This window comes from Streptomyces sp. NPDC001292 (assembly GCF_042896465.1).
Lineage (GTDB): Bacteria > Actinomycetota > Actinomycetes > Streptomycetales > Streptomycetaceae > Streptomyces.
In genome coordinates this window covers 111,140-131,404 of the sequence record NZ_JBIAXG010000008.1, presented here as the reverse complement: position 1 = coordinate 131,404, position 20,265 = coordinate 111,140, and the positions used below count along the sequence as shown (strand labels likewise).

The 20,265-nt window shown below is 72.7% G+C and carries 18 protein-coding genes and 2 pseudogenes; 14 read left to right on the top strand and 6 right to left on the bottom strand.

Annotated features, from left to right (window positions below):
• Positions 1 to 63: 63 nt before the first annotated feature.
• From ACFY4A_RS12070 to ACFY4A_RS12050, 5 genes are read left to right on the top strand one after another with little or no spacing between them, the layout of a single operon-like run.
• The gene (locus tag ACFY4A_RS12070) at positions 64 to 1,737 is read left to right on the top strand and encodes an FAD-dependent oxidoreductase (RefSeq protein ID WP_390829305.1); all 1,674 of its coding nucleotides are present in this window, start codon (positions 64 to 66) and stop codon (positions 1,735 to 1,737) included.
• A complete protein-coding gene (locus tag ACFY4A_RS12065) occupies positions 1,734 to 3,287 on the top strand; it encodes an FAD-binding oxidoreductase (RefSeq protein WP_390829304.1) in 1,554 nt (517 codons plus the stop codon). The genes ACFY4A_RS12070 and ACFY4A_RS12065 overlap by 4 nt, the downstream gene beginning before the upstream one ends.
• 43 nt (positions 3,288 to 3,330) lie before the next feature.
• The gene (locus ACFY4A_RS12060; RefSeq protein ID WP_390829303.1) at positions 3,331 to 3,993 is read left to right on the top strand and encodes a glycerol-3-phosphate responsive antiterminator; all 663 of its coding nucleotides are present in this window, start codon (positions 3,331 to 3,333) and stop codon (positions 3,991 to 3,993) included.
• A 6-nt stretch (positions 3,994 to 3,999) separates the two neighbouring features.
• A complete protein-coding gene (locus ACFY4A_RS12055; RefSeq protein ID WP_390829302.1) occupies positions 4,000 to 4,302 on the top strand; it encodes a putative quinol monooxygenase in 303 nt (100 codons plus the stop codon).
• Entirely contained in the window at positions 4,299 to 5,438 is a 1,140-nt protein-coding gene (locus tag ACFY4A_RS12050) for a zinc-binding dehydrogenase (protein WP_390829301.1), read from the top strand. Before ACFY4A_RS12055 ends, ACFY4A_RS12050 begins: the two co-directional genes overlap by 4 nt.
• 170 nt (positions 5,439 to 5,608) lie before the next feature.
• On the opposite strand, the pseudogene ACFY4A_RS12045 reads toward ACFY4A_RS12050, so the two are convergent.
• A pseudogene (locus ACFY4A_RS12045) lies at positions 5,609 to 5,785 on the bottom strand (IS5/IS1182 family transposase); the annotation flags it as partial.
• Positions 5,786 to 5,903: 118 nt separating this feature from the next.
• Between ACFY4A_RS12045 and ACFY4A_RS12040 the strand changes: the two are divergent.
• The 4 genes and pseudogenes from ACFY4A_RS12040 to ACFY4A_RS12025 all read left to right on the top strand — a co-directional run.
• Positions 5,904 to 6,227: pseudogene (locus tag ACFY4A_RS12040) on the top strand (ISAzo13 family transposase); the annotation flags it as partial.
• 537 nt (positions 6,228 to 6,764) lie between these two features.
• Positions 6,765 to 7,757 carry a dihydroxyacetone kinase subunit DhaK gene (gene dhaK / locus ACFY4A_RS12035; RefSeq protein WP_390829300.1) on the top strand — a complete coding sequence of 331 codons (993 nt, stop codon included), beginning with the start codon at positions 6,765 to 6,767 and terminating at the stop codon, positions 7,755 to 7,757.
• Between the two features lie 44 nt (positions 7,758 to 7,801).
• Entirely contained in the window at positions 7,802 to 8,407 is a 606-nt protein-coding gene (gene dhaL / locus ACFY4A_RS12030; protein ID WP_390829298.1) for a dihydroxyacetone kinase subunit DhaL, read from the top strand.
• Position 8,408: 1 nt separating this feature from the next.
• The gene (locus ACFY4A_RS12025) at positions 8,409 to 8,819 is read left to right on the top strand and encodes a PTS-dependent dihydroxyacetone kinase phosphotransferase subunit DhaM (RefSeq protein ID WP_390829297.1); all 411 of its coding nucleotides are present in this window, start codon (positions 8,409 to 8,411) and stop codon (positions 8,817 to 8,819) included.
• Here ACFY4A_RS12025 and ACFY4A_RS12020 read toward each other — a convergent pair.
• Positions 8,804 to 9,583, bottom strand: coding sequence for a glycoside hydrolase family 75 protein (locus tag ACFY4A_RS12020; protein WP_390829296.1), 780 nt, complete (start codon positions 9,581 to 9,583; stop codon positions 8,804 to 8,806). The two genes, ACFY4A_RS12025 and ACFY4A_RS12020, sit on opposite strands and share 16 nt — an antisense overlap.
• 396 nt (positions 9,584 to 9,979) lie before the next feature.
• On the opposite strand from ACFY4A_RS12020, the gene ACFY4A_RS12015 reads away from it, so the two are divergent.
• Positions 9,980 to 11,044 (top strand): fibronectin type III domain-containing protein, encoded by a 1,065-nt coding sequence (locus ACFY4A_RS12015; RefSeq protein WP_390829295.1) that lies wholly within the window; start codon positions 9,980 to 9,982, stop codon positions 11,042 to 11,044.
• Positions 11,045 to 11,297: 253 nt separating this feature from the next.
• Positions 11,298 to 11,900: a hypothetical protein gene (locus tag ACFY4A_RS12010; protein ID WP_390829294.1), complete on the top strand. Its 603-nt coding sequence runs from the start codon at positions 11,298 to 11,300 to the stop codon at positions 11,898 to 11,900.
• A gap of 52 nt (positions 11,901 to 11,952) precedes the next feature.
• On the opposite strand, the gene ACFY4A_RS12005 is transcribed toward ACFY4A_RS12010, so the two are convergent.
• The 3 genes from ACFY4A_RS12005 to ACFY4A_RS11995 all read right to left on the bottom strand — a co-directional run bounded on the left by ACFY4A_RS12005 (position 11,953) and on the right by ACFY4A_RS11995 (position 15,047).
• A complete protein-coding gene (locus ACFY4A_RS12005; RefSeq protein WP_390829293.1) occupies positions 11,953 to 12,504 on the bottom strand; it encodes a PadR family transcriptional regulator in 552 nt (183 codons plus the stop codon).
• Between the two features lie 77 nt (positions 12,505 to 12,581).
• Positions 12,582 to 14,597: an FAD-dependent oxidoreductase gene (locus ACFY4A_RS12000; protein ID WP_390829292.1), complete on the bottom strand. Its 2,016-nt coding sequence runs from the start codon at positions 14,595 to 14,597 to the stop codon at positions 12,582 to 12,584.
• Positions 14,598 to 14,675: 78 nt separating this feature from the next.
• On the bottom strand, positions 14,676 to 15,047 hold the full coding sequence (locus ACFY4A_RS11995) for a hypothetical protein (protein ID WP_390829291.1): 372 nt from the start codon (positions 15,045 to 15,047) through the stop codon (positions 14,676 to 14,678).
• Between the two features lie 309 nt (positions 15,048 to 15,356).
• On the opposite strand from ACFY4A_RS11995, the gene ACFY4A_RS11990 reads away from it, so the two are divergent.
• Positions 15,357 to 17,435, top strand: coding sequence for a SpoIIE family protein phosphatase (locus ACFY4A_RS11990; RefSeq protein ID WP_390829290.1), 2,079 nt, complete (start codon positions 15,357 to 15,359; stop codon positions 17,433 to 17,435).
• Positions 17,436 to 17,514: 79 nt separating this feature from the next.
• Here the strand turns inward: ACFY4A_RS11990 and ACFY4A_RS11985 are convergent, their stop codons facing one another.
• Positions 17,515 to 18,330 carry a putative protein N(5)-glutamine methyltransferase gene (locus ACFY4A_RS11985; RefSeq protein ID WP_390829289.1) on the bottom strand — a complete coding sequence of 272 codons (816 nt, stop codon included), beginning with the start codon at positions 18,328 to 18,330 and terminating at the stop codon, positions 17,515 to 17,517.
• A 270-nt stretch (positions 18,331 to 18,600) separates the two neighbouring features.
• Between ACFY4A_RS11985 and ACFY4A_RS11980 the strand changes: the two genes are divergently transcribed.
• Together ACFY4A_RS11980 and ACFY4A_RS11975 are read left to right on the top strand one after the other, a co-directional pair.
• On the top strand, positions 18,601 to 19,089 hold the full coding sequence (locus ACFY4A_RS11980) for a MarR family winged helix-turn-helix transcriptional regulator (protein ID WP_390829287.1): 489 nt from the start codon (positions 18,601 to 18,603) through the stop codon (positions 19,087 to 19,089).
• Positions 19,090 to 19,203: 114 nt separating this feature from the next.
• Positions 19,204 to 20,172, top strand: a complete 969-nt coding sequence (locus tag ACFY4A_RS11975) for an acetylxylan esterase (RefSeq protein WP_390829286.1) — start codon at positions 19,204 to 19,206, stop codon at positions 20,170 to 20,172.
• Positions 20,173 to 20,265 lie beyond the last annotated feature (93 nt).

The window sequence follows — 20,265 nt, the reverse complement described above, 5'->3', positions numbered from 1 at the left end:
CGTCGCACTGGCGGCCCGCACACGATGACGGGCCGCCGAACCGAAACACCAGGAGTTGATGTTGTGATCACCATGCCCGCCCGGAAACCGCGGCGCAACGCCGCGGCGACCCGCCGGACGCCTCTGCTGCTCGGCCGGGCCGCCCTCAAGCGCCGACTGGCCGACGACATGTACGACGTGCTCGTCATCGGTGGGGGCATCACCGGGGCGTACGCCGTGCTCGACGCCGCCTCGCGCGGTCTGCGCGCAGCCCTGGTCGAGAAGGACGACTTCGCCTCCGGCACCTCGTCGAAGTCGTCGAAGATGGTGCACGGCGGCCTGCGCTACATCGAGCAGGGCAATGTCAATCTGGTCCGGCACTCGCTCCTGGAGCGCCACCGCTTCCGGAAGAACGCCCCGCATCTCGTGCACCGGCTGCCGTTCCTCTTCCCGATCCTGGAGAAGGAGGGTGTCTTCGACGCCCGCCTCGCCAAGGGCTTCGAGGGCCTGCTGTGGACGTACGACCTGGTCGGCGGATGGCGCATCGGCAAGCTCCACCAGCGGCTCACCGTTCCCGAGGTGCTCGCCCAGGCGCCGACGCTGCGCGCCGAGAACCTCAAAGGCGGGCTGATGTACTTCGACGCCCGCACCGACGACGCCCGCCTCGTCCTCACCATCGTCCGCACCGCCGCCGCACTCGGCGCGACGGTCCTCAACGGGGCCAGGGCGCAAAGCCTGCTGATCCAGATGGGCAAGGTGTCCGGTGCCCGGGTCTCGGCGGACGGCGACACCATCGACATCCGTGCGCGGGCCGTCGTCAACGCCACCGGGGTGTGGACCGACGAGTTGGACGCGAAGGCGGACGAAGGTCACAGGCCGCAGGTCCGCCCCGCCAAGGGCGTCCACATCGTGGTGCCGTGGGACAAGGTGCGGATCAACTGCACGGTCACCGTGCCGATCCCCGGCCGGGCCCGCCGCGCGACCTGCACCCGCTGGGGCAACAACGTCGTGCTGGGCACCACCGACGAGGACTACCAGGGCTCCCTGGACGACGTGCACTGCACCCGTGAGGAGATGGACTTCCTGCTGGAGGGCGCCAATACCGCCTTCGAGGGGAAGCTCACCCCGGACGACGTGGTCGGCTCCATAGGCGGTCTGCGCCCGCTGGTCGGCGGCAAGGAGGGCGCCACCCTCGACGTGCGCCGCGACCACCGCATCACCGTCGGCCGCACCGGCATGGTGACGGTGACCGGCGGGAAGCTGACCACCAGCCGGCACATGGGCGAGCTCGTCATCGACAAGGTGATGACGGTCCTCGGCCGCAAGGGGAAGAGCCGCACCACCGACCTCCCGCTCCTCGGCGGCGCCGGTTACGACTCCGAGGCCGTCGCCGCGTCCGGCGGCATCGCCGCGCACCTGGGCGAACGCTTCGGCACCGAGGCCCGCTTCGTCGGCGACCTCATCCAGGACGACCCGTCGCTGGCCGAGCCGATCGTCGCGGGACTTCCGTACACGAAGGCGGAGGTCGTGTACGCGGCCCGCGCCGAGCTGGCCCGGTCGGTCGACGACGTCCTCTCCCGCCGCACGCGCGCCCGGCTGTTCGCCCGGGACGCCTCCGCCGACGCCGCCGAGGCCGTCGGCACGATCCTCGGCCAGGAACTGAACCTCACGGACGCGGAGGTCGAGCGCTCGGTCGCCGAGTACCTCGCAGCCGTCCGTCACGAAAAGTCCGTACTCCTCGAAGGGGCAGCATCATGATCAGCCGCCAGACCATCACCCACCCGTTCAACCGGGGCAACTACACCGTCGGCGCCCCCAGCTTCGCCAAGTGGGCGCAGAACACCCCGATCGGCGACGGCGAGGCCGCGCTCCAGGCGAACCCGGTCGAGGTCCCCGAGCCCGTGGTCGAGGCGCTGCGCGAGGCCGCGCACGCGGTGCACACCTCCCGCGACGAGGTCGTCACCCGAACGCGTGACTGGTGGGCCGGTTCGATGATCGGCGAGACCGAGGGCCGTCCCGCGACTCCGAACGCCGTGATCGTCGAGGCCGCCGACGCAGACCAGGTCGCGGCCGTGCTGCGGATCTGCCACGAGGCCGGCATCCCGGTCACCCCGTCCGCGGGCCGCTCCAACGTCACCGGCGCTGCGCTCCCCGTCTTCGGCGGCGTCGTCCTGGACGTGTGCGGACTGAACCGGATCATCGGCTTCGACGCCGGGTCGAACGTCGTGGACGTCCAGGCCGGCATGTTCGGCGACCTCTTCGAGAAGCAGCTCCAGGAGGAGTACGGCGTCACCACCGGCCACTGGCCGTCCGCGTTCGCCGTCTCCACCGTGGGCGGCTGGATCGCCTGCCGCGGCGCCGGTCAGCTCTCCACGCGTTACGGCAAGATCGAGGACATGGTCGTCGGCGTCGACGTCGTGCACGCGGACGGCACCCGAGCCACGTACGGCGACTACGCCCGCGCCGCGGTCGGCCCGGACCTGCGCCAGCTGTTCGTCGGCTCCGAGGGCACCCTCGGCGTGATCGTCTCGGCCCGGCTGCGGGTCCACCCGCTGCCGGAGTACGCGAGCGCCGCCGCGTACGGCTTCGAGACCTTCGCGGAGGGCCTGGACGCCTGCCGCAGGATCATGCAGCGCGGTGCCGCCCCGGCCGTCCTGCGCCTGTACGACACCCTGGAGTCGGGAACCCACTTCGGCCACCCTGAGACCAACCTCCTGCTCATCGCCGACGAGGGCGACCCGGCCATCGTCGACGCGTCGATCAAGGTCGCGAAGGAGGTCTGCGAGGAGTACGGCCCCGAGCTGGACAGCCAGGCCGTCTTCGAGCGCTGGCTGGACGAGCGGATGCTGGTCGGCAAGTCCGCCGAAGGCTTCGAGCCGGGTCCGGGCTTCGTCGCCGACACCCTGGAGATGGCCGCGTCCTGGACCGACCTCCCGGTGATCTACGACGAGGTGGTCGCCGCGATCCAGGCAGTGGACGGCACCCTGGCCGCCTCGGCCCACCAGTCCCACGCGTACACCGACGGCGCCTGCGTCTACTTCTCGCTCCGCGGAAACGTGGCGCCCGAGTGGCGCCGCGGCTGGTACCGCAAGGTGTGGGACGCGGCCAACGCCGTGCTCATCAAGCACGGCGCGGCGCTCAGCCACCACCACGGCTGCGGCCTGCTGCGCGGCCCCTACCTGGAGGAATCCCTCGGGGCGGGCTTCGCGACGTTCGTCGCGGTGAAGAACGCCCTGGACCCGGCCGGCATCCTCAACCCTGGCAAGCTGGGCCTCCGCAGCCGCTTCGGTACGTCTCCGCTGAGCTGACCTCAGCAGCCACGGACCCTTGATCCCCAGGTAGGCCTTTGCCATGACCTCTTTCCCGTCCCGGTCCAGTGCCGCACTCGACGCCCGGCTGGCCTCCGCACTGGCCGAGGTCCCGGTCGTAGCGTCGGTAGTCGGCACCCAGCCGCTGCGGCAGTTCCTGACCGCACCGGCCAAGGCGTGCATCGTCGCGTCGCTCGCGGTGGGGCAGCTGCCCCAGGTCGTGCCGGCGCTGTGCCGGGCGGGGAAGACCGTGTTCGTGAACGTGGACAGCAGCCCCGGCCTGGCCCAGGACCGGGGCGCGCTGGAGTTCATCAAGAACCTGGGCGCGCACGGCGTGGTCAGCACCCGGCTCTCGCTGATAGAGAAGGGCCGACCGCTCGGCCTGCTGACGATGATGAAGGTGTTCGTCACCGACCGGTCCAATCTCCGCCGCTCCACGGACGCGGTCTCGCGCGGGGCACCGGACCTGGTCGAGATCATGCCCGCCCCGATCGCCGCCCGGATGAGCGAGCAGGCACTGCGCGCGATGTCCCCGTCGGTCGCCGCGGGCTTCGTGGAGACCCCCTCGGACGTGGCGCTCGCACTGGCCCTCGGGTCCGTTGCCGCCGCCACGTCCGACCCCCGCCTCTGGCACCTGCGCCGGAACCAGCTGCCGCCGGTTCCGCCCGCCGCGCTGAAGAGGCCCGCCGCACCATCCCAGGAGTAAGCCCCCATGTCATACGTCGTCGTCGCCCGCTACCACACCAAGGAGGGCGAGGAGGACACCGTCCTCCCCCTGCTCGACACCATGGCCGCCGCGTCCCGCCAGGAGCCGGGCAACCTCGCCTACCGCGTCCACCAGGGCACCGAGGACCCGCGGGCGATCGTTCTGTACGAGGAGTACGTCTCCGAGGCCGACTTCACCGCGCACTGCGCCACCCCGCACTTTCGGGAGATCGTGCTCGGCAAGGTCGTCCCACTGCTGGAGAGCCGTGACGTGCTGCGCTGCACCCTGCGTCCGGAGGTGCGGGCATGAAGACCCGTGCGGTGGTGCTGCGCGGCGTGTCGACCGCCCGCCCCTACTGCGAGACCCGCCCGGTCGAGGTGGAGGAGCTGGAGCTGGGCGCCCCGCGCGAGGGCGAGGTACTGGTTCGGATCGCGGCCGCCTCGCTCTGCCACTCGGACCTGTCGGTGGTCAACGGCGACCGGGTCCGCCCGCTGCCGATGGCGCTGGGGCACGAAGCGGTGGGCGTCGTGCAGGAGACAGGGCCGGGCGTCAGCCGAGTCCGTCGCGGTGACCATGTGGCCCTGGTCTTCGTGCCGAGCTGCGGCTTCTGCGCCGACTGCGCGGCCGGCCGGCCCGCCCTGTGCGCACAGGCCGCCGCGGCGAACGGCTCAGGGGCGCTGCTGCACGGCCCGTCGCTGCTGACCGACGCCTCCGGCGCCCGCGTCCACCACCAGCTGGGCGTCTCCGCGTTCTCCGAACACGCGGTGCTGGCCCAGGAGTCGGTGGTGCCGATCCCGGAGGACATCCCGTTCACGGTGGCGTCGATGTTCGGCTGCGCGGTCCTGACCGGTGCCGGAGCCGTCATCAACACGGCCGCCCTGCGCCCCGGCCAGTCGACGGTGGTCTACGGCCTGGGCGGCGTGGGCCTCTCCGCGGTGCTGGGTGCCCGCGCGGCGGGGGCGTACCCGGTCATCGCGGTCGACCCGGTGCCGGCGAAGCGCGAGCTGGCTCTCCGGCTGGGCGCGACCCACGCGTACGCCCCCGGCGAGGCGGTCGAGGCGATTCGTGAACTCACTTCCGGTGGCGTCGAGCTGGCGGTCGAGGCAGTGGGCAGCCCGAAGGTGATGGCCGAGTGCCTGACGGCCGTGGCCCGGGGCGGCACGGTCGTCTCGGTGGGCCTGCCCGCCCCCGACCGGGTGCTCGAGGTCCCGGCGCTGGCGTTCGCGGGCGAGGGCAAGTCCCTCTTGGGCTCATACATGGGCGGCGCGGTACCGCGCCGCGACATTCCCCGGTTCCTGGACCTCTGGCGGGCGGGCCTGATGCCGGTGGAGCGGATGCACACCGGCACCCTGCCGCTGACAGGCATCAACACAGCGATGGAGGAGCTGGCCTCGGGCCGGGCCGTCCGTCAGGTCATCGACACCTCGGGGATGCTGGACGTCTGACCCAGCCCGCCGCGCCGTCAGGCTCCCCGACGGAGCCCCTTCCAGTTGCGGCGCCCTTCCAGTTGCGGAAGGGCGCCGACACCGGTCCGCAGTATCCCGGGGGACCACCGACGTCACTCGAGCCGCCGGTCCGCACCAAAAGGGCGCCGTGCCTCCTCGCGGACGGCGCAGTACGCGGCGACCAGCAGCACCCGGTCCTCCAGCGGCAGGCTCCACGGCCGGCCCTGGCGGACCGGGTCGGCGCCCTCGCGCCGCAGCGCGGTGATCAGCCTGCCGAACTGACGTGGGCTCAGCCCGGTGAATGGGGCCATCCAAGACGGCGCCGACGCCGTGATCACACCGGCCACGGCGAGATCCTCTCACCCGTGACCAGCGGTTACGGGGCACCACGAGACTCAAGCTCAACTCGCTGTGAAGTTCGCCGCGTTGTTTCCACATCTGGACGAGCGGCAGCGGCGGCTGATGATGGGAGCGGAGGCTCGGTGCTGGGGCATGGCGTGGTTCGGGCCGTCGCGCGGGCGGCCGCGGTGAGTGAGACGACGGTCCGCAAGGGCGTGTTGGAGTTGGAGGCTGGCGAGGAGCCGTTGGGCCGGGTGCGGCGACCGGGCGGGGGCCGCAAGCGAGTCGTGGATCTCGATCCGGGACTGCGGCCCGCGCTGCTGGCGCTGGTCGAGCCGGACGAGCGGGGTGATCCGATGTCGCCGCTGCGGTGGACGGTGAAAATCGACCCGCACCCTCGCCGAGGAGCTGGCCCGGGCCGGGCACAAGGTCAGTGCGGACACCGTCGCCGCCGCTGGTGGTCCGGCCAGGGACGAACCGCCTACCCGCGAGCGACACGGCTGTAGGCCCGGAGTTCTCACCCTCACTGGTGGATGAGAGAAGCCAAGATCGGGACCGTTCGCGGGCCAACGAAGCCGGCGAGAGACCACGACTCGGACGCCACCCGCAGGAGGAGCCCCTCCGCTGCGCCGAGATTCATCGCTCGACCAGGCTCCGCCTGCCCGGGCTGACGGGTGCAGGCCGCCCCTGAGAAACGGCCGGTAAGCCCGTAGGCGCCCATTCCCTCGTTCGCCTGACTGGTCGCCACAGGTGACCTTCGCTGCCGCAAGGTCGATACTGCCGGTAGGAACGCTCAGGCTTCCCCGTGTCCGCCGGTCCGAGCTTCCTGATGCCCCGTCAGTAAAGTCAGCGTTAGGCCAGCGCCAGTACCGCCGGGCACCGCGTTCGACCGTCACGGACCGCCAAGATCAACAACAGCCGTTATGTGCCCTGACCAGCAAAGACGCAGGTCGCGGCCACACCTGCTAAGATCACCGGGAGGTACCCATGAGGATGCTCATCAATGTCGCCGAGACCGTCGTGGCGGACGCGCTGCGGGGTATGGCGGCGGCCCACCCCGAGCTGACGGTCGACGTGGAGAACCGGGTGATCGTGCGGCGGGACGCCCCGGTGGCGGGGAAGGTCGCCCTGGTCTCCGGCGGCGGGTCGGGGCACGAGCCGCTGCACGGCGGATTCGTCGGGCCCGGGATGCTCTCGGCGGCCTGTCCGGGGGAGGTCTTCACCTCGCCGGTGCCGGACCAGATGCTGCGGGCCGCGGCGGCCGTGGACAGCGGGGCGGGCGTGCTGTTCATCGTGAAGAACTACACCGGCGATGTGCTCAACTTCGACATGGCGGCCGAACTCGCCGAGGACGAGGGCATCCAGATCGCGAAGGTGCTGGTCAACGATGACGTGGCGGTGACCGACAGCCTGTACACGGCCGGGCGGCGCGGCACCGGCGCGACCCTGTTCGTGGAGAAGATCGCGGGCGCCGCGGCCGACGAGGGGCAACCGCTGGAGCGGGTGGAGTCGATCGGCCGGCAGGTCAACGAGAACTCCCGCAGCTTCGGCGTAGCGCTGAGCGCCTGCACCACCCCGGCCAAGGGCAGCCCCACTTTCGACCTGCCGGCCGGTGAGCTGGAGCTCGGCATCGGCATCCACGGGGAGCCGGGCCGGGAGCGGCGGCCGATGATGACCTCAGGTGAGATCGCCGACTTCGCGGTGCACGCCATCCTGGAGGACATGAGCCCGCGCAACCCGGTGTTGCTGCTGGTCAACGGCATGGGCGCGACCCCGCTGCTGGAGCTGTACGGCTTCGGTGCGGAGGTGCACCGGGTGCTCGCCGAGCGGGGTGTGGCCGTCGCCCGCACTCTGGTGGGCGACTACGTCACCTCTTTGGACATGGCGGGCGCCTCGGTCACCCTGTGCCAGATCGACGAGGAACTGCTGCGGCTGTGGGACGCGCCGGTGAGCACACCGGGCCTGCGCTGGGGCAGGTGAGTTCGCGAGCGTCTCGACCGTACCTACCACGCAAGGGAGATCCAGTGCTCGACGCCGACTTCTTCCGCCGCTGGATGACGGCGACCGCCGCGTCCGTGGCCCGCGAGGCGGAATGGCTCACCGCCCTCGACTCGCCCATCGGGGACGCCGACCACGGCACCAATCTTCAGCGCGGGTTCACGGCCGTGCGGGCCGCGCTGGAGAAGGAGGCTCCACAGACGCCCGGCGCGATCCTCGTCCTCGCCGGGCGGCAGCTGATCTCGACGGTCGGCGGCGCGTCGGGGCCGCTGTACGGGACACTGCTGCGGCGCACCGGCAAGGCGCTCGGGGACGCCGCCGACGTGAGCGAGAAGCAGCTCGCCGAGGCCCTGCGGGCCGGGGTGGACGGGGTCATGACGCTGGGCGGGGCCGCACCGGGCGACAAGACCATGATCGACGCGCTGGTCCCGGCGGTGGACGCGCTCGGTGACGGCTTCCCGGCGGCCCGCGCCGCCGCCGAGGCGGGCGCCGAGGCGACCACGCCCCTGCTGGCCCGCAAGGGCCGGGCGAGTTATCTGGGCGAGCGCAGCATCGGGCACCAGGACCCGGGAGCCACCTCGTCCGCCCTGCTGATCGCGGCCCTGGCCGAAGCCGCCGCGGCGGAGGCGTGACGTGAGCGGCGAGAAGGTGGTCGGGATCGTGCTGGTGTCGCACAGCGCCGAGGTGGCGTCCTCGGTGGTCGAGCTCGCGAAGGGGCTGGCGGGCGGGGCGGCGGGCGTACCGGTGGCCGCGGCCGGCGGCCGGGAGGACGGTGGGCTGGGCACCAGTGCCGAACTGGTCTCCGCAGCGGCCGCGTCCGTGGACCGGGGTGCCGGGGTCGCCGTGCTCACCGACCTCGGCAGCGCGGTGCTCACCGTGAAGGCGCTGCTCGCCGAGGGTGACGAACTACCCGGGAACACACGGCTGCTGGACGCCCCGTTCGTCGAGGGCGCGGTCGCCGCGGTGGTCACGGCGGCGGCGGGAGCCGACCTGGACGCCGTGGAGGCAGCGGCCTCGGAGGCGTACGGCTACCGGAAGGTGTGAGGAGCGGCCGGGACGGCGCCGGGTGGACGCGGCGGCTCGTCCGCCTGTGCCGTCGCCGTCCCGCCGTTCACCAGTCGGCGCGCCAGCCGCTCGCCGGTGGCCACGGCGTCCGCGTGGTCCTCGATGGCGCTGATCCGGGAATGCCGGAAGACGATGTAGGTCACGCCGGAGCGGACACCGCCGCCGTGGGGGTCGGCGGGGATGCCGAGGCGCAGGGCGGTGGCGTAGGAGGCCTCGCCGATCACCTCTCGGGGCCCGATGTCGCCGACGACCGCGTACTGCACGCGGCCCCGGTAGACGACGGCCGCGACCGATCCCCCGTCCACACCGTGGGCGCGGTGGTCCCAGATGCGGCTCGGGGCGGGCAGGACGATGTACGGCAGTCGTGCGGCGTCCAGACGGCGGCCGTTGGACTGCTCGTAGGCCGCGGCCGGGGAGAACTGCGGGTCGGTGCGGCGGTTGCAGCGCACGGTGGGCCGTCCGTCGCAGTCGATGTCCATGTCGGCCTTCCAGAAGACGGCGCCGGGCAGTCCGCACACCGGGACGGTGGCGGGCTGCCCGGCGTCGAGGCGGTAGCGGCCGCGGGAGACCGGTGTGCAGTCACGCACCCTGGCCAGCAGATCGGCGGCCTGGACACCGCCGTCGCCGTGCGCCGCGGGCTCCCCTCGGGTGCGGTACGCGTACGGCACGGTGGGCGTCGGCAGCGTCGTGGGGGCGAGCAGGGCGGCGCTCGCCGCGACGAGCGTCAGCGACTGGGCACGCACGATGAAGGCCCCTCTCCTCGGGGACATTACGGGCATTCACCCCACGAGGGATGAATTGCGGAGTAATCGGTCGCGCGGCCCACGTTAGGGGACCGGACGGCACATGGCCCGCACCATCCGTCGGACGGCCGGGGGTCCGGATCCATGCCGACCCGACCCCCGGCCGCCCGCGACGACGCGGGAAGGCAGCGACGACAGCTGTCCGCGCCACAGCATGAACTCCCCTGCATTGCAGGGAGGTTCAGCCCGGAAGGAGCTTCAGCATACGTAACGCCCCGCGACTCCCACCAACCCCGGCCCCCTTGATGCGCTCCCGCCAACGCGCCATATTGGTCCGGACCATTATCCGTGCGGCGTGCGGGCCGTCCACGCCGCCGTTTCTGGGGAGGCAGACCCGTGCGACGCGTTCCCGCCCCCACTTCCCGCCGTACCCGCGCGCCCGGGCGTGTCGTGGCGCTGTGCGGTGCGCTGGCACTGCTCGCCGCCTGCGGCCGGAGTGTCGCGGACGACGGGGAGGGCGGCCGGCTGCCCGGCGTGCCGACCGGCGTCACCGCCGCCGCGGGGAGCGCCACCAGCGTGCACGTGATGTGGAACGCGCTGCCCGCGGCCTCGGACGTCGGCGGGTACGAGGTGTACCGCGGCACCACGAAGGTGAAGGCCGTACCGGCCCGGGAGCACATGGTGGACATCACCCGGCTCAGCCCGTCGACCACGTACGCCTTCACCGTCCGGGCGCGGGGCACCGACGGCCGGCTCGGCCCGCGCAGCCGGCAGGTGCGGGCGACGACACCGACCGCCGTCGCGGCCGACCACTCGGCTCCCAGCCGCCCGCTCGACGTGCGCGGCCGGGCGGTGGGCAGCCGGGCCGTCCAGCTGTCCTGGTCCCGCTCGACGGACGACCGGGGCGTGGTGTCCTACGACGTCCACCAGGGCGGAACGAAGGTCCACAGTGTCGGCGGCAGCCAGACCGCCGCCGTGGTCACCGGCCTGCGGCCGGGCACCTCCTACGCGTTCACCGTGCGGGCCCGTGACGCGGCCGACAACCTCTCCGCCGCCGGCGCCGCCGTCCGGCTCACCACCGCGCCGGGCTCCGACGACGGCCGGGCCACCGCGCCGTCCTCCTTCCGCGCCGGCACCCACCGTACGGACGGGGCGTACTACCTCGACCTGAGCTGGATCCCGCCGCGCACCGACGGTGCGGTGACGCAGTACCAGATCCAGCTGGACGGAAAGCCGGCCACCTCCCTCGTCTGGGGCGGCACGGCACCGCGTGGGAAGGCCTCGTACAGCTTCTACCTGGGGCGCGAGGCCGGGGCCGGCCACCGGGTGCGGATCCGGGCGATGCTCCCGGACGGCACCTGGGGCGGCTTCTCACCCGAGCGCTCGGTGACGACCGGGATGCCCCTGAGCACCCGTCCGGGCGGTGACGCGGGCAGCCCCGAGCACCCGACCGGACGGTGACGACCGGACAGCCCCGAGCACCCGACCGGACGGTGACGACCGGACAGCCCCGAGCACCCGACCGCTCCGTGAGGGCAGCCCCGAGCACCCGACCGGGCGTCGACCGGCCGGGCGGCGCCCACCCGTACGGACGCGCCCCGCATGCGGGCGGCGGCCGGGAGACGTTGGCTGGCCACGAGGCAGCACGGGCGATTCCCCTATCTCCGGCGGCACATGGGATGGTCCGCCGACCGTGCCGCCGGAGGACAGTCCCATGCGCCACACTCAGCCAACCTCCCGCTCCGCAGCCGTCGCCACGGCGGCCGCCGTACTCGCACTCGGTCTCGCCGCCGGCCCCGCCGACGCCGGCGGCACCGGGATATCCGTCTCCGCCAACGGCTCGACGGTGTCCGTCACGACCAGCGTGTGCAGCCAGGTCAACGGCCGTTGGGGCACGGCCTCGCTGCTCACCGGCAACCAGACGAACTTCACCCAGGGACGCCAGGTGGCGCTCACCGGGACGGCCAGCGGTCAGTCCGCCGCCTGGCAGAGCGTGAGCCCGGGCACCTACACCGTGGCCGTCGTCTGCGCGAACAACGTCACTGCGGGCACGCAGTCCGTCGTCGTCTCCGGCGGCCGCGCCACCACGACGGCCGCGCCCACGTACAGGCCGACGTACGCGCCGAATGTCGCGCCCACGTACGCACCGAATGTCGCGCCCACGGCCGTGCCGACCCGGGGTGTGCTGGGCGGCCTGGGCGGGGGCGTCAAGGACTACGGGACCCTCACGCTCGCGGTCGGCGGGACCCTGGTCGGGGCGGCGCTGGTCGCCACCGTGTGGGTGCTGCGCCGCCGTTCGAAGCCGCACCGGCTCTGACGGCCCCGCGAAGCCGCACCGGCTCCGACCGCCCCATCGGGCCCGGCCGGCCTCACTCCGATTCCTGGCCGGGCAGCTCGGTGAACTCCTCCAGCGCATGCCGGAGCCATTGCGTCCAGAAGGTCTCCAGGTCGATACCGCCTCGCAGGACCAGGTGCCGCAGCCGGTCCTCGGGACTGTCCCTGCCGGGCGGGAAGTCACGCTCCTCGATCTCCCGGTACTCCGCCAACTGCCTTTGGTGCAGATCCAGATGACGCCCCAGCTCGACCCGGAGGCCCGCGGTGCCCACCACGGCCGCCGCGCGCAGCCGCAGCAGCAGGGCGTCGCGGTACGGCTTCGGCTCCTGGGAGGCGGCGGTCCAGCGGGCCAGTTCCGCGCGGCCCGCGGGCAGCACCTCGTAGTCCTTCTTCTGCCCGCGGGCCGGCTCCTTCGCCGGCAGGCTGCGAATGAGGCCGTCGGCCTCCAGTCTTCCCAGCTCGCGATAGATCTGCTGATGCGTCGCCGACCAGAAGTAGCCGATGGACTTGTCGAAGCGGCGCGTCAGCTCGAGCCCCGACGACGGCTTTTCCAGCAGGGCGGTGAGGATCGCGTGCGGAAGTGACATGGGATCATCCTAGGGACGGACCGCACGCCCGCCGCGGTCCCGCGGGGCGGCCCCGCGGGACGGCCGCCGGTCGCCTCCTACAGGGCCGCCGCCAGTTCCGTGCCCTGCTTGACGGCGCGCTTGGCGTCGAGCTCGGCGGCCTCCTCCGCGCCGCCGATCAGGTGTGCGCGGCGCCCGGCGGCGACCAGCTCCTCGTACAGGTCGCGCCGCGGCTCCTGTCCGGTGCACAGCACGATCGTGTCGACCTCGAGGACCGAGCTCGTGCCGTCGACGGTGATGTGCAGGCCCCGGTCGTCGATCCGGTCGTAGCGCACGCCGGGCACCATGGTGACCCCGCGGTGCCTGAGCTCGGTGCGGTGAATCCAGCCGGTCGTCCTGCCCAGCCCGGCGCCGACCTTGGTGGTCTTGCGCTGGAGCAGGTGCACCGTGCGCGGCGGCGCGGGCCGCTGCGGCGCGGTGAGTCCGCCGGACTCGCGCTGGTCCATGTCGACTCCCCAGAGCCTGAAGTACGCCGCCGGGTCCTCGCTCGTCTTGTCACCGCCGTCGGTGAGGTACTCGGCCACGTCGAAGCCGATGCCGCCGGCGCCGAGGATCGCCACCCTCTCGCCGACCGGTGCGCCGTCCCGCAGTACGTCGAGGTAGCCGAGGACGCTCGGGTGGCCGACGCCGGGGATGTCGGGGGTGCGCGGGGTGACGCCGGTGGCGACGACGGTCTCGTCGTAGTCCGTGAGGTCGCCGGCGTTCACCCAGGTGCTCAGCCGTACGTCCACGCCGTGCGCGTCGAGCTGGTGGCGGAAGTAGCGCAGCGTCTCGTCGAACTCCTGCTTGCCGGGGACTTTGCGGGCCACGTTGAGCTGTCCGCCGATCTCGCTCGCCGCGTCGAACAGGGTGACCAGGTGGCCGCGTTCGGCGGCGGAGACCGCGCAGGCGAGCCCGGCGGGTCCGGCGCCGACCACGGCGACCCGCTTGCGCCGCAGGGTCGGGGACAGGACCAGCTCGGTCTCGTGGCAGGCGCGCGGGTTGACCAGGCAGGAGGTGATCTGCCCGCTGAAGGTGTGGTCGAGGCAGGCCTGGTTGCAGCCGATGCAGGTGTTGATGGCCTCGGGGCGGCCGGCTGCGGCCTTGGCGACGAAGTCGGGGTCGGCGAGCATCGGGCGGGCCACGGAGACCATGTCGGCGTATCCGTCGGCGAGCAACTGCTCGGCGACTTCCGGGGTGTTGATGCGGTTGGTGGTGACGAGGGGGACGGAGACCCGGCCCATCAGCTTCTTGGTGGCGAACGCGTAGGCGCCGCGCGGTACGGAGGCGGCGATGGTGGGGATGCGGGCCTCGTGCCAGCCGATGCCGGTGTTGATGAGGGTCGCCCCGGCGGCCTCGACTGCCCCGGCGAGCGTGACGACCTCGTCCAGGGTCGAGCCGTCGGGCACGAGGTCCAGCATGGACAGCCGGTAGATGATGACGAAGTCCTCGCCGACGGCCTCGCGCACCCGGCCCACGATCTCGACCGGGAAGCGCATCCGGTTCTCGTAGGAGCCGCCCCAACGGTCGGTGCGGTGGTTGGTCCGCACGGCGATGAACTCGTTGACGAGGTAGCCCTCGGAGCCCATGATCTCGACGCCGTCGTAGCCGGCCCGGCGGGCGAGGAGGGCGGTGCGGGTGTAGTCGTCGATGGTCCGCTCGATGTCGGCGTCGGTGAGCTCGCGGGGCGCGAACGGGCTGATGGGAGCCTTGAGGGGGCTGGGGGCGACCAGGTCGCGGTGATAGGCGTAGCGGCCGAAGTGCAGGATCTGCAGGGCGATCCGGCCGCCCTCGCGGTGCACGGCCGCGGTGACGGTCGCGTGCTGCTCGGCCTCCTGTTCGGTGGTGAGCTTCGCGCCGCCCTCGTACGGGCGCCCCTCCTCGTTGGGGGCGATGCCGCCGGTGACGATGAGCCCCACTCCGCCGCGGGCCCGGGCGGCGTAGAACGCCGCCATCCGCTCGAATCCACGCTCGGCCTCCTCGAGGCCGACGTGCATCGAGCCCATGAGAACGCGGTTCGGCAGCGTGGTGAAGCCCAGGTCGAGCGGGCGCAGCAGATGGGGGTAACGGCTCATGTCTGTAGTTGTAGAGGACGCCGAGGGGTTTATGCAACTAGTTGCATAAACCCCTCGGCGTCTCCTCGGCGTCCGGGGTCAGCGGCTTTCCAGACGGACGTGGAGTTCACGTTCCTGGTCGCCGGAGGCCATGCACAGGTCCTGGACGGTGAACAGGGAGTCCAGGGTGGTGCGGAAACGGTCGATCGCCCAGTAGCCGCCCTGCACGTCGGCCGTGACGGACGCACCGAGCCGGGTGGACCCGCGGTCCGTCCCGCGTTCCTCGGCCACGTCGAACGTGCCGAGCCACACGGTCGGGCGCACTTCGTGGTAGTCCCGGGGCACGTCGTCCGCGCACCGGTCGGAGGAGAAGCAGGCACACAGGGCGTCGAACACGGTCCGGGCGTCTTCCTTGGTGCATCCGCTCAGTTCCACCGAGACGGATTCGTGGTGCTCCGGCTCGCTCGCCATCACGATCACTCCTCTCGTGGCCGGGGTACCGCACAAAGTTCCCTCCGCACGGCCCTCCACTCGCAAAAACCAGCAAAGCACCGTTTCCCGGCAGAACACCACCGCCGTCTGCCCGCTTGCGCTTGCCCTCTTGTCGCTTGCCGGTCTGCCCGGGCATCGGTCTTCCGGCCGATTCGGCGCGAAGGAGCCCTTGCCGTAGGGGATGGTGGAGGGAAGCGACGGACCGCCTCGAAGACGTGCGGGCGCGGTACGACAGGGGGGCCCGCACCGGGACGACGGGCCATGCGGACAGGCGAAGGCGGTGCGTGGATGACTGCTTCCGGGGCTCCCTCGGCCGAGGGCGAGGAGCCGGCGGGCCGCCCGGCACGGCCGAGCGGACTGCTCGACGTGCTGGGCGTCGCCTCGGTGGTCCTCGACGCCCAGGGACGCATCGTGCTGTGGAGCCCACAGGCCGCGGAGCTCTTCGGCTACTCGGCGCAGGAGGCACTGGGGCGGTACGCGGCCCGGCTCATGGTCCACGAGCAGCACCTCGACCTGGTGATCAAGCTGTTCTCGGACGTACTGCGGACCGGCCGGGGCTGGGCCGGCTCCTTTCCCGTCCGGCACAAGGACGGCAGCACCCGCCTGGTGGAGTTCCGCAACATGCGGCTGCTGGACGACCGCGGGAAGGTCTACGCGCTCGGGCTCGCCGCCGACCAGTCGACCGTACGGCGGCTGGAGCGGGACGTGGCGCTGTCGGAGCGGATCGTCTCGCAGTCCCCGATCGGCCTGGCCGTGCTGGACAACCGGCTGCGGTACGTCTCGGTCAACCCGGCCCTGGAGCGGATCAACGGCCTGCCCGCCGAGGAGCACGTGGGCCGCACGGCCCGCGAGCTGCTGCCCGAGTGGGGCGCGGAAGCCCTGGAGTCCGCGGCGCGCCGAGTGCTGGAGACCGGGCAACCGCTCGTCGACCTGTCCACGGTCGGCCGGACCCCGGCCGATCCCGACGAGGACCACGCCTGGTCGTTCTCGCTGTACCGGCTGGAGGACGCCGCCGGCACCGTGCTGGGCGTGGCCATGTCGGTCGTCGACATCACCGAGCAGTACCGGGCGGGCGTCGAGGCGGAGGCCGCGCGCCGCCGCCTGGCCCTCATCGCGGATGCCTCGGCCCGCATCGGCACCACCCTGGAACTGGAGCGCACGGCCCGGGAACTGGCCGACGTCGCCGTGCCGGAGCTGGCCGACGTGGCTGCGGTGGACCTGCTGGAGGCCGTGGTCGAGGGGCGCCGCAGCAGCCTCGGGCCGGCCGAACCGGCGGTGATCCGGGCCCTGGCCGTACGGGCGGACCGCGCCGCGGACGCCCTGGCGGCAGCCGATCCGCCCGGGCGGATCGCCCGCTACGCCCCCGAACGCCTGGTCACACTGTGTGTGCGTACCGGGCGCCCAGTCCTGGTCGCGCGGGTCAGGGACGAGGACCTGCCCAGGATCGCCCGGTCCCCGGAGGCGGCCGTGCTGCTGGGCCGCGCGGGCGTGCACTCGTATCTGGCCGTGCCACTGATCGCGCGTGGCGAGGTGCTGGGCGCGCTGGACCTCAAGCGCACCCGCAATCCGGAGCCGTTCAGCGCGGACGACGTGTTGCTGGCCGGGGAGCTGGCCGCCCGCGCGGCCGTGCAGATCGACAACGCCCGCTGGTACCAGAACGCCCGCGACGCCGCCCTCACCCTCCAGCGCAGCCTGCTGCCCCGGCACCCGTCGGTCACGGGCGGGCTGGAGGTCGCCTCCCGCTACCAGCCGGCGGGCGCCACCGTCGAGGTGGGCGGCGACTGGTTCGACGTGATCCCGCTGGAGCGCGACAGGACGGCACTCGTCGTCGGCGACGTCATGGGCAGCGGCATCAACGCGGCGGCCACGATGGGGCGGCTGCGCACCGCGACGAAGGCGCTGGCCTCGCTCGATCTCGATCCCGCGCGGCTGCTGGAACACCTGGACCGGATCACCGAGGGCCTGGACCTCTCCATCGCCACCTGCCTCTACGCCGTCCACGACCCGCACCTGCGGCGGTGCCGGATCGCCAACGCCGGGCACCTGCCCCCGGCCCGGATCCCGGTGGGCCGTCCCCCGGAGCTGCTCGACCTGCCCACCGGGGTTCCGCTGGGCGTCGGCGGCATCCCGTTCTCCACCACGACGGTGCACCTGGAGCCGGGCGACCAGCTGGTGTTCTACACCGACGGGCTCGTCGAGACGCGCCGGGAGTCCCTGGACCAGCGCCTGGCGACGCTGCTGACGTTGCTGGGCGGCCCGGCCCGGCCCCTGGAGGAACTCTGCGACCTCCTGCTGCGCACCCTCCACCAGCCGGACAACCACGACGACGTGGCCCTGCTCGTCGCCCGCGCCCAGGAACTGCCGTAACGCCCACCCGGCCACCGGCGAAGCAGCGGCCCGGTCGCGCAACGCGCTCGGCACGGACCGCACACTCACCAGGAACCCGTCACTTGATCCCTGTCACCACGTTCGCGCAGAGGTCTTCCGACACGGCGAAGTGTGCGGTCAGGCCGGCTCGGGTGAAGGCGGCGAGTGCTTGCGGGGCCTGGCGTTCGCCGGTCTCGACGAGGAGGCAGCCGCCGGGGGCGAGCCAGTCGGGGGCCTCGGCGGTGACACGGCGCAGGACGTCGAGGCCGTCGGCGCCGCCGTCCAGGGCGACGAGCGGTTCGTGGTCACGGGCCTCGGGCGGCAGAAGGCCGACCTCCTCCGTGGGGACGTAGGGCACGTTGGCGGCGAGGATGTCGACGCGGCCCCGCAGACTGCCGGGGAGCGCGTCGAACAGGTCTCCCTCGTGGACCGTGCCGCCCCTGGGGACGACGTTGCGCCGGGCGCAGCGCACCGCGGCCGGGTCGATGTCGGCGGCGTGCAGTTCGACCGGGCCGAGCGCGGCGGCCAGCGCCACGCCCACCGCGCCCGAGCCGCAGCACAGGTCCACGACGACCGACGCCCCCGGGAACCGGGCCACCGCCTGGTCGACCATGAACTCGGTACGGCGCCGCGGTACGAAGACGCCCGGTTCCACGGCGATCCGCAGACCGTGGAACCCGGCCCAGCCGAGGACCTGTTCGAGGGGGAAGCCGGCGACGCGCCGGTCCACCAGCGCGGCGAGTTCCCGTGGCGTGCGCGCACCGGCGAGGATCAGCTCCGCCTCCTCCTCGGCGAACACGCAGCCGGCGGCTCGCAGAGCGGCGACCACCCCGGCACGCGGGGGCGGGAAAGCGGAAGAGGAGGACGAGGCGGAGGGGGGAGGAAGTACGGGCATGGAATGCCGAAACCTTTCGGGAGCCGAAGGGCGCTCCCGCGGCCACCTACTGACGGTGATCCGCGCCGTTGCGAGGGGAGAGCACCCGAGCTGACACAGCGGTAATGGGTCTCACCCCCTCGGCTTCCTGCGACCGGGACCCTCCGCGGCCGCAGGTCACCCTACCCCAACACTCGGAGGCCGACCCCCCTCTCCGGCCCCTCCGGTGGCCGGGCCGCACCCTCCCAGGTCAGTTGTAGTATGCAACTGGAGCAGCAGGGGAGGCATTCGGTGAGCGCAGCTGCAGAACCGGACGAGCGCGGCGTCACGCGGCGGACGCCCGCCGGGGAGACGGCCGTCGAGACCATCCACCGCGAGATGACGGTCTTCGCCCGCCGGGCCCGGGCCTCGGCGGGTCGCATGCACCCCGAACTGTCGCTGGTGTCGTACACGCTGCTCGGGCACCTGGAGGAGAGCGGCGGCTGCCGGGCCACCGACCTGGCCGCGCACTACGCGCTGGACAAGTCCACCGTCAGCCGGCAGGTGTCCGCCCTGGAGCGCGCAGGCCTCGTCGAGCGCCGTACCGATCCCGGCGACCACCGCGTCCAGGTCCTCCACCTGACGGCCGCCGGCCGCCGGATCCTCGCCCGGGTCACCGAGAGCCGCCGTGCGGCCTTCCACGAACGCCTGGCCGGCTGGCCGGAGGACGACCTCGAGCGGTTCGCGGGCTACCTCACCCGTTACAACGCCTGGTACGGCCGGGACGAGGACGGCACCTGACGCGCCCGGCGCTGCCCGTGCAGCGCATCCGGGTCCGAACACCTCGGATGACGGCGGGCCGAGCCGACGCCGTACCGTGTGGCCTCCACAGTCTCTTCGCAAAGGCGGTTGCTGATGGCCCTGTTCGACCTTCCCCTCGACGAACTCCGCGAGTACCGCAGTTCGTCCGTCGAGCCCGAGGACTTCGACGCCTTCTGGTCCAAGACGCTCCAGGAGGCGCGCGAGCACGACCTGGACGCCCGGTTCGACCTGGTGGACGCGGGACTGACGACGGTGAAGGTGTACGACGTGACCTTCGCCGGCTTCGGCGGGCACCCGGTCAAGGGCTGGCTGACGCTGCCCGCGCGGGTCGACGCGCCGCTGCCGCTGGTCGTGGAGTTCGTCGGCTACGGCGGCGGGCGCGGCCTGCCGCACGAACACCTGCTGTGGGCGTCGACGGGCCGCGCGCACTTCGTGATGGACACGCGCGGGCAGGGCAGCGCCTGGGGCGGCGGGGGCGGCACCCCCGACCCGGTCGGCGGCGCGCCGGCGTACCCCGGCTTCATGACCCGCGGTCTGGACGCGCCGGAGAACTACTACTACCGCCGGGTGTTCACCGACGCGGTGCGGGCGATCGAGGCGGCGCGCTCACACCCGCTGACCGACGCGGGACGGACCGTGGCGATCGGCGAGAGCCAGGGCGGCGGCATCACGATCGCGGTGGGAGGTCTGGTGCCGGACCTGGTCGCGATCGCCCCGGACGTGCCGTTCCTGTGCGACTACCCGCGCGGGACGACGCTGACCGACCGCCACCCGTACCGGGAGATCGGCCTCTACCTCAAGACCCACCGCGGCCGCACCGAGGGCGCCCTGCGCACGCTGTCGTACTTCGACGGCGTGCACTTCGCCGTCCGCGGCCGCGCGCCCGCGCTCTTCTCCGCGGCCCTGGAGGACCAGACCTGCCCGCCCTCCACGGTGTTCGCCGCGTTCAACGCCTGGGCGCACCGGGACAAGCAGATCGAGGTGTACGACTTCAACGACCACGAGGGCGGCGGCCCCTACCAGGACGCGGCCAAGCTCCGCTGGCTGCGGTCGTACGCCTGACGCCCCGGGGCACTCCCGAGATGCCCGCGAGCCCGGCAGCCGCTGGTGGCGGCTGCCGGGCTCGGGGTGTTGCCCGCACTGGGTGCGGGGGAC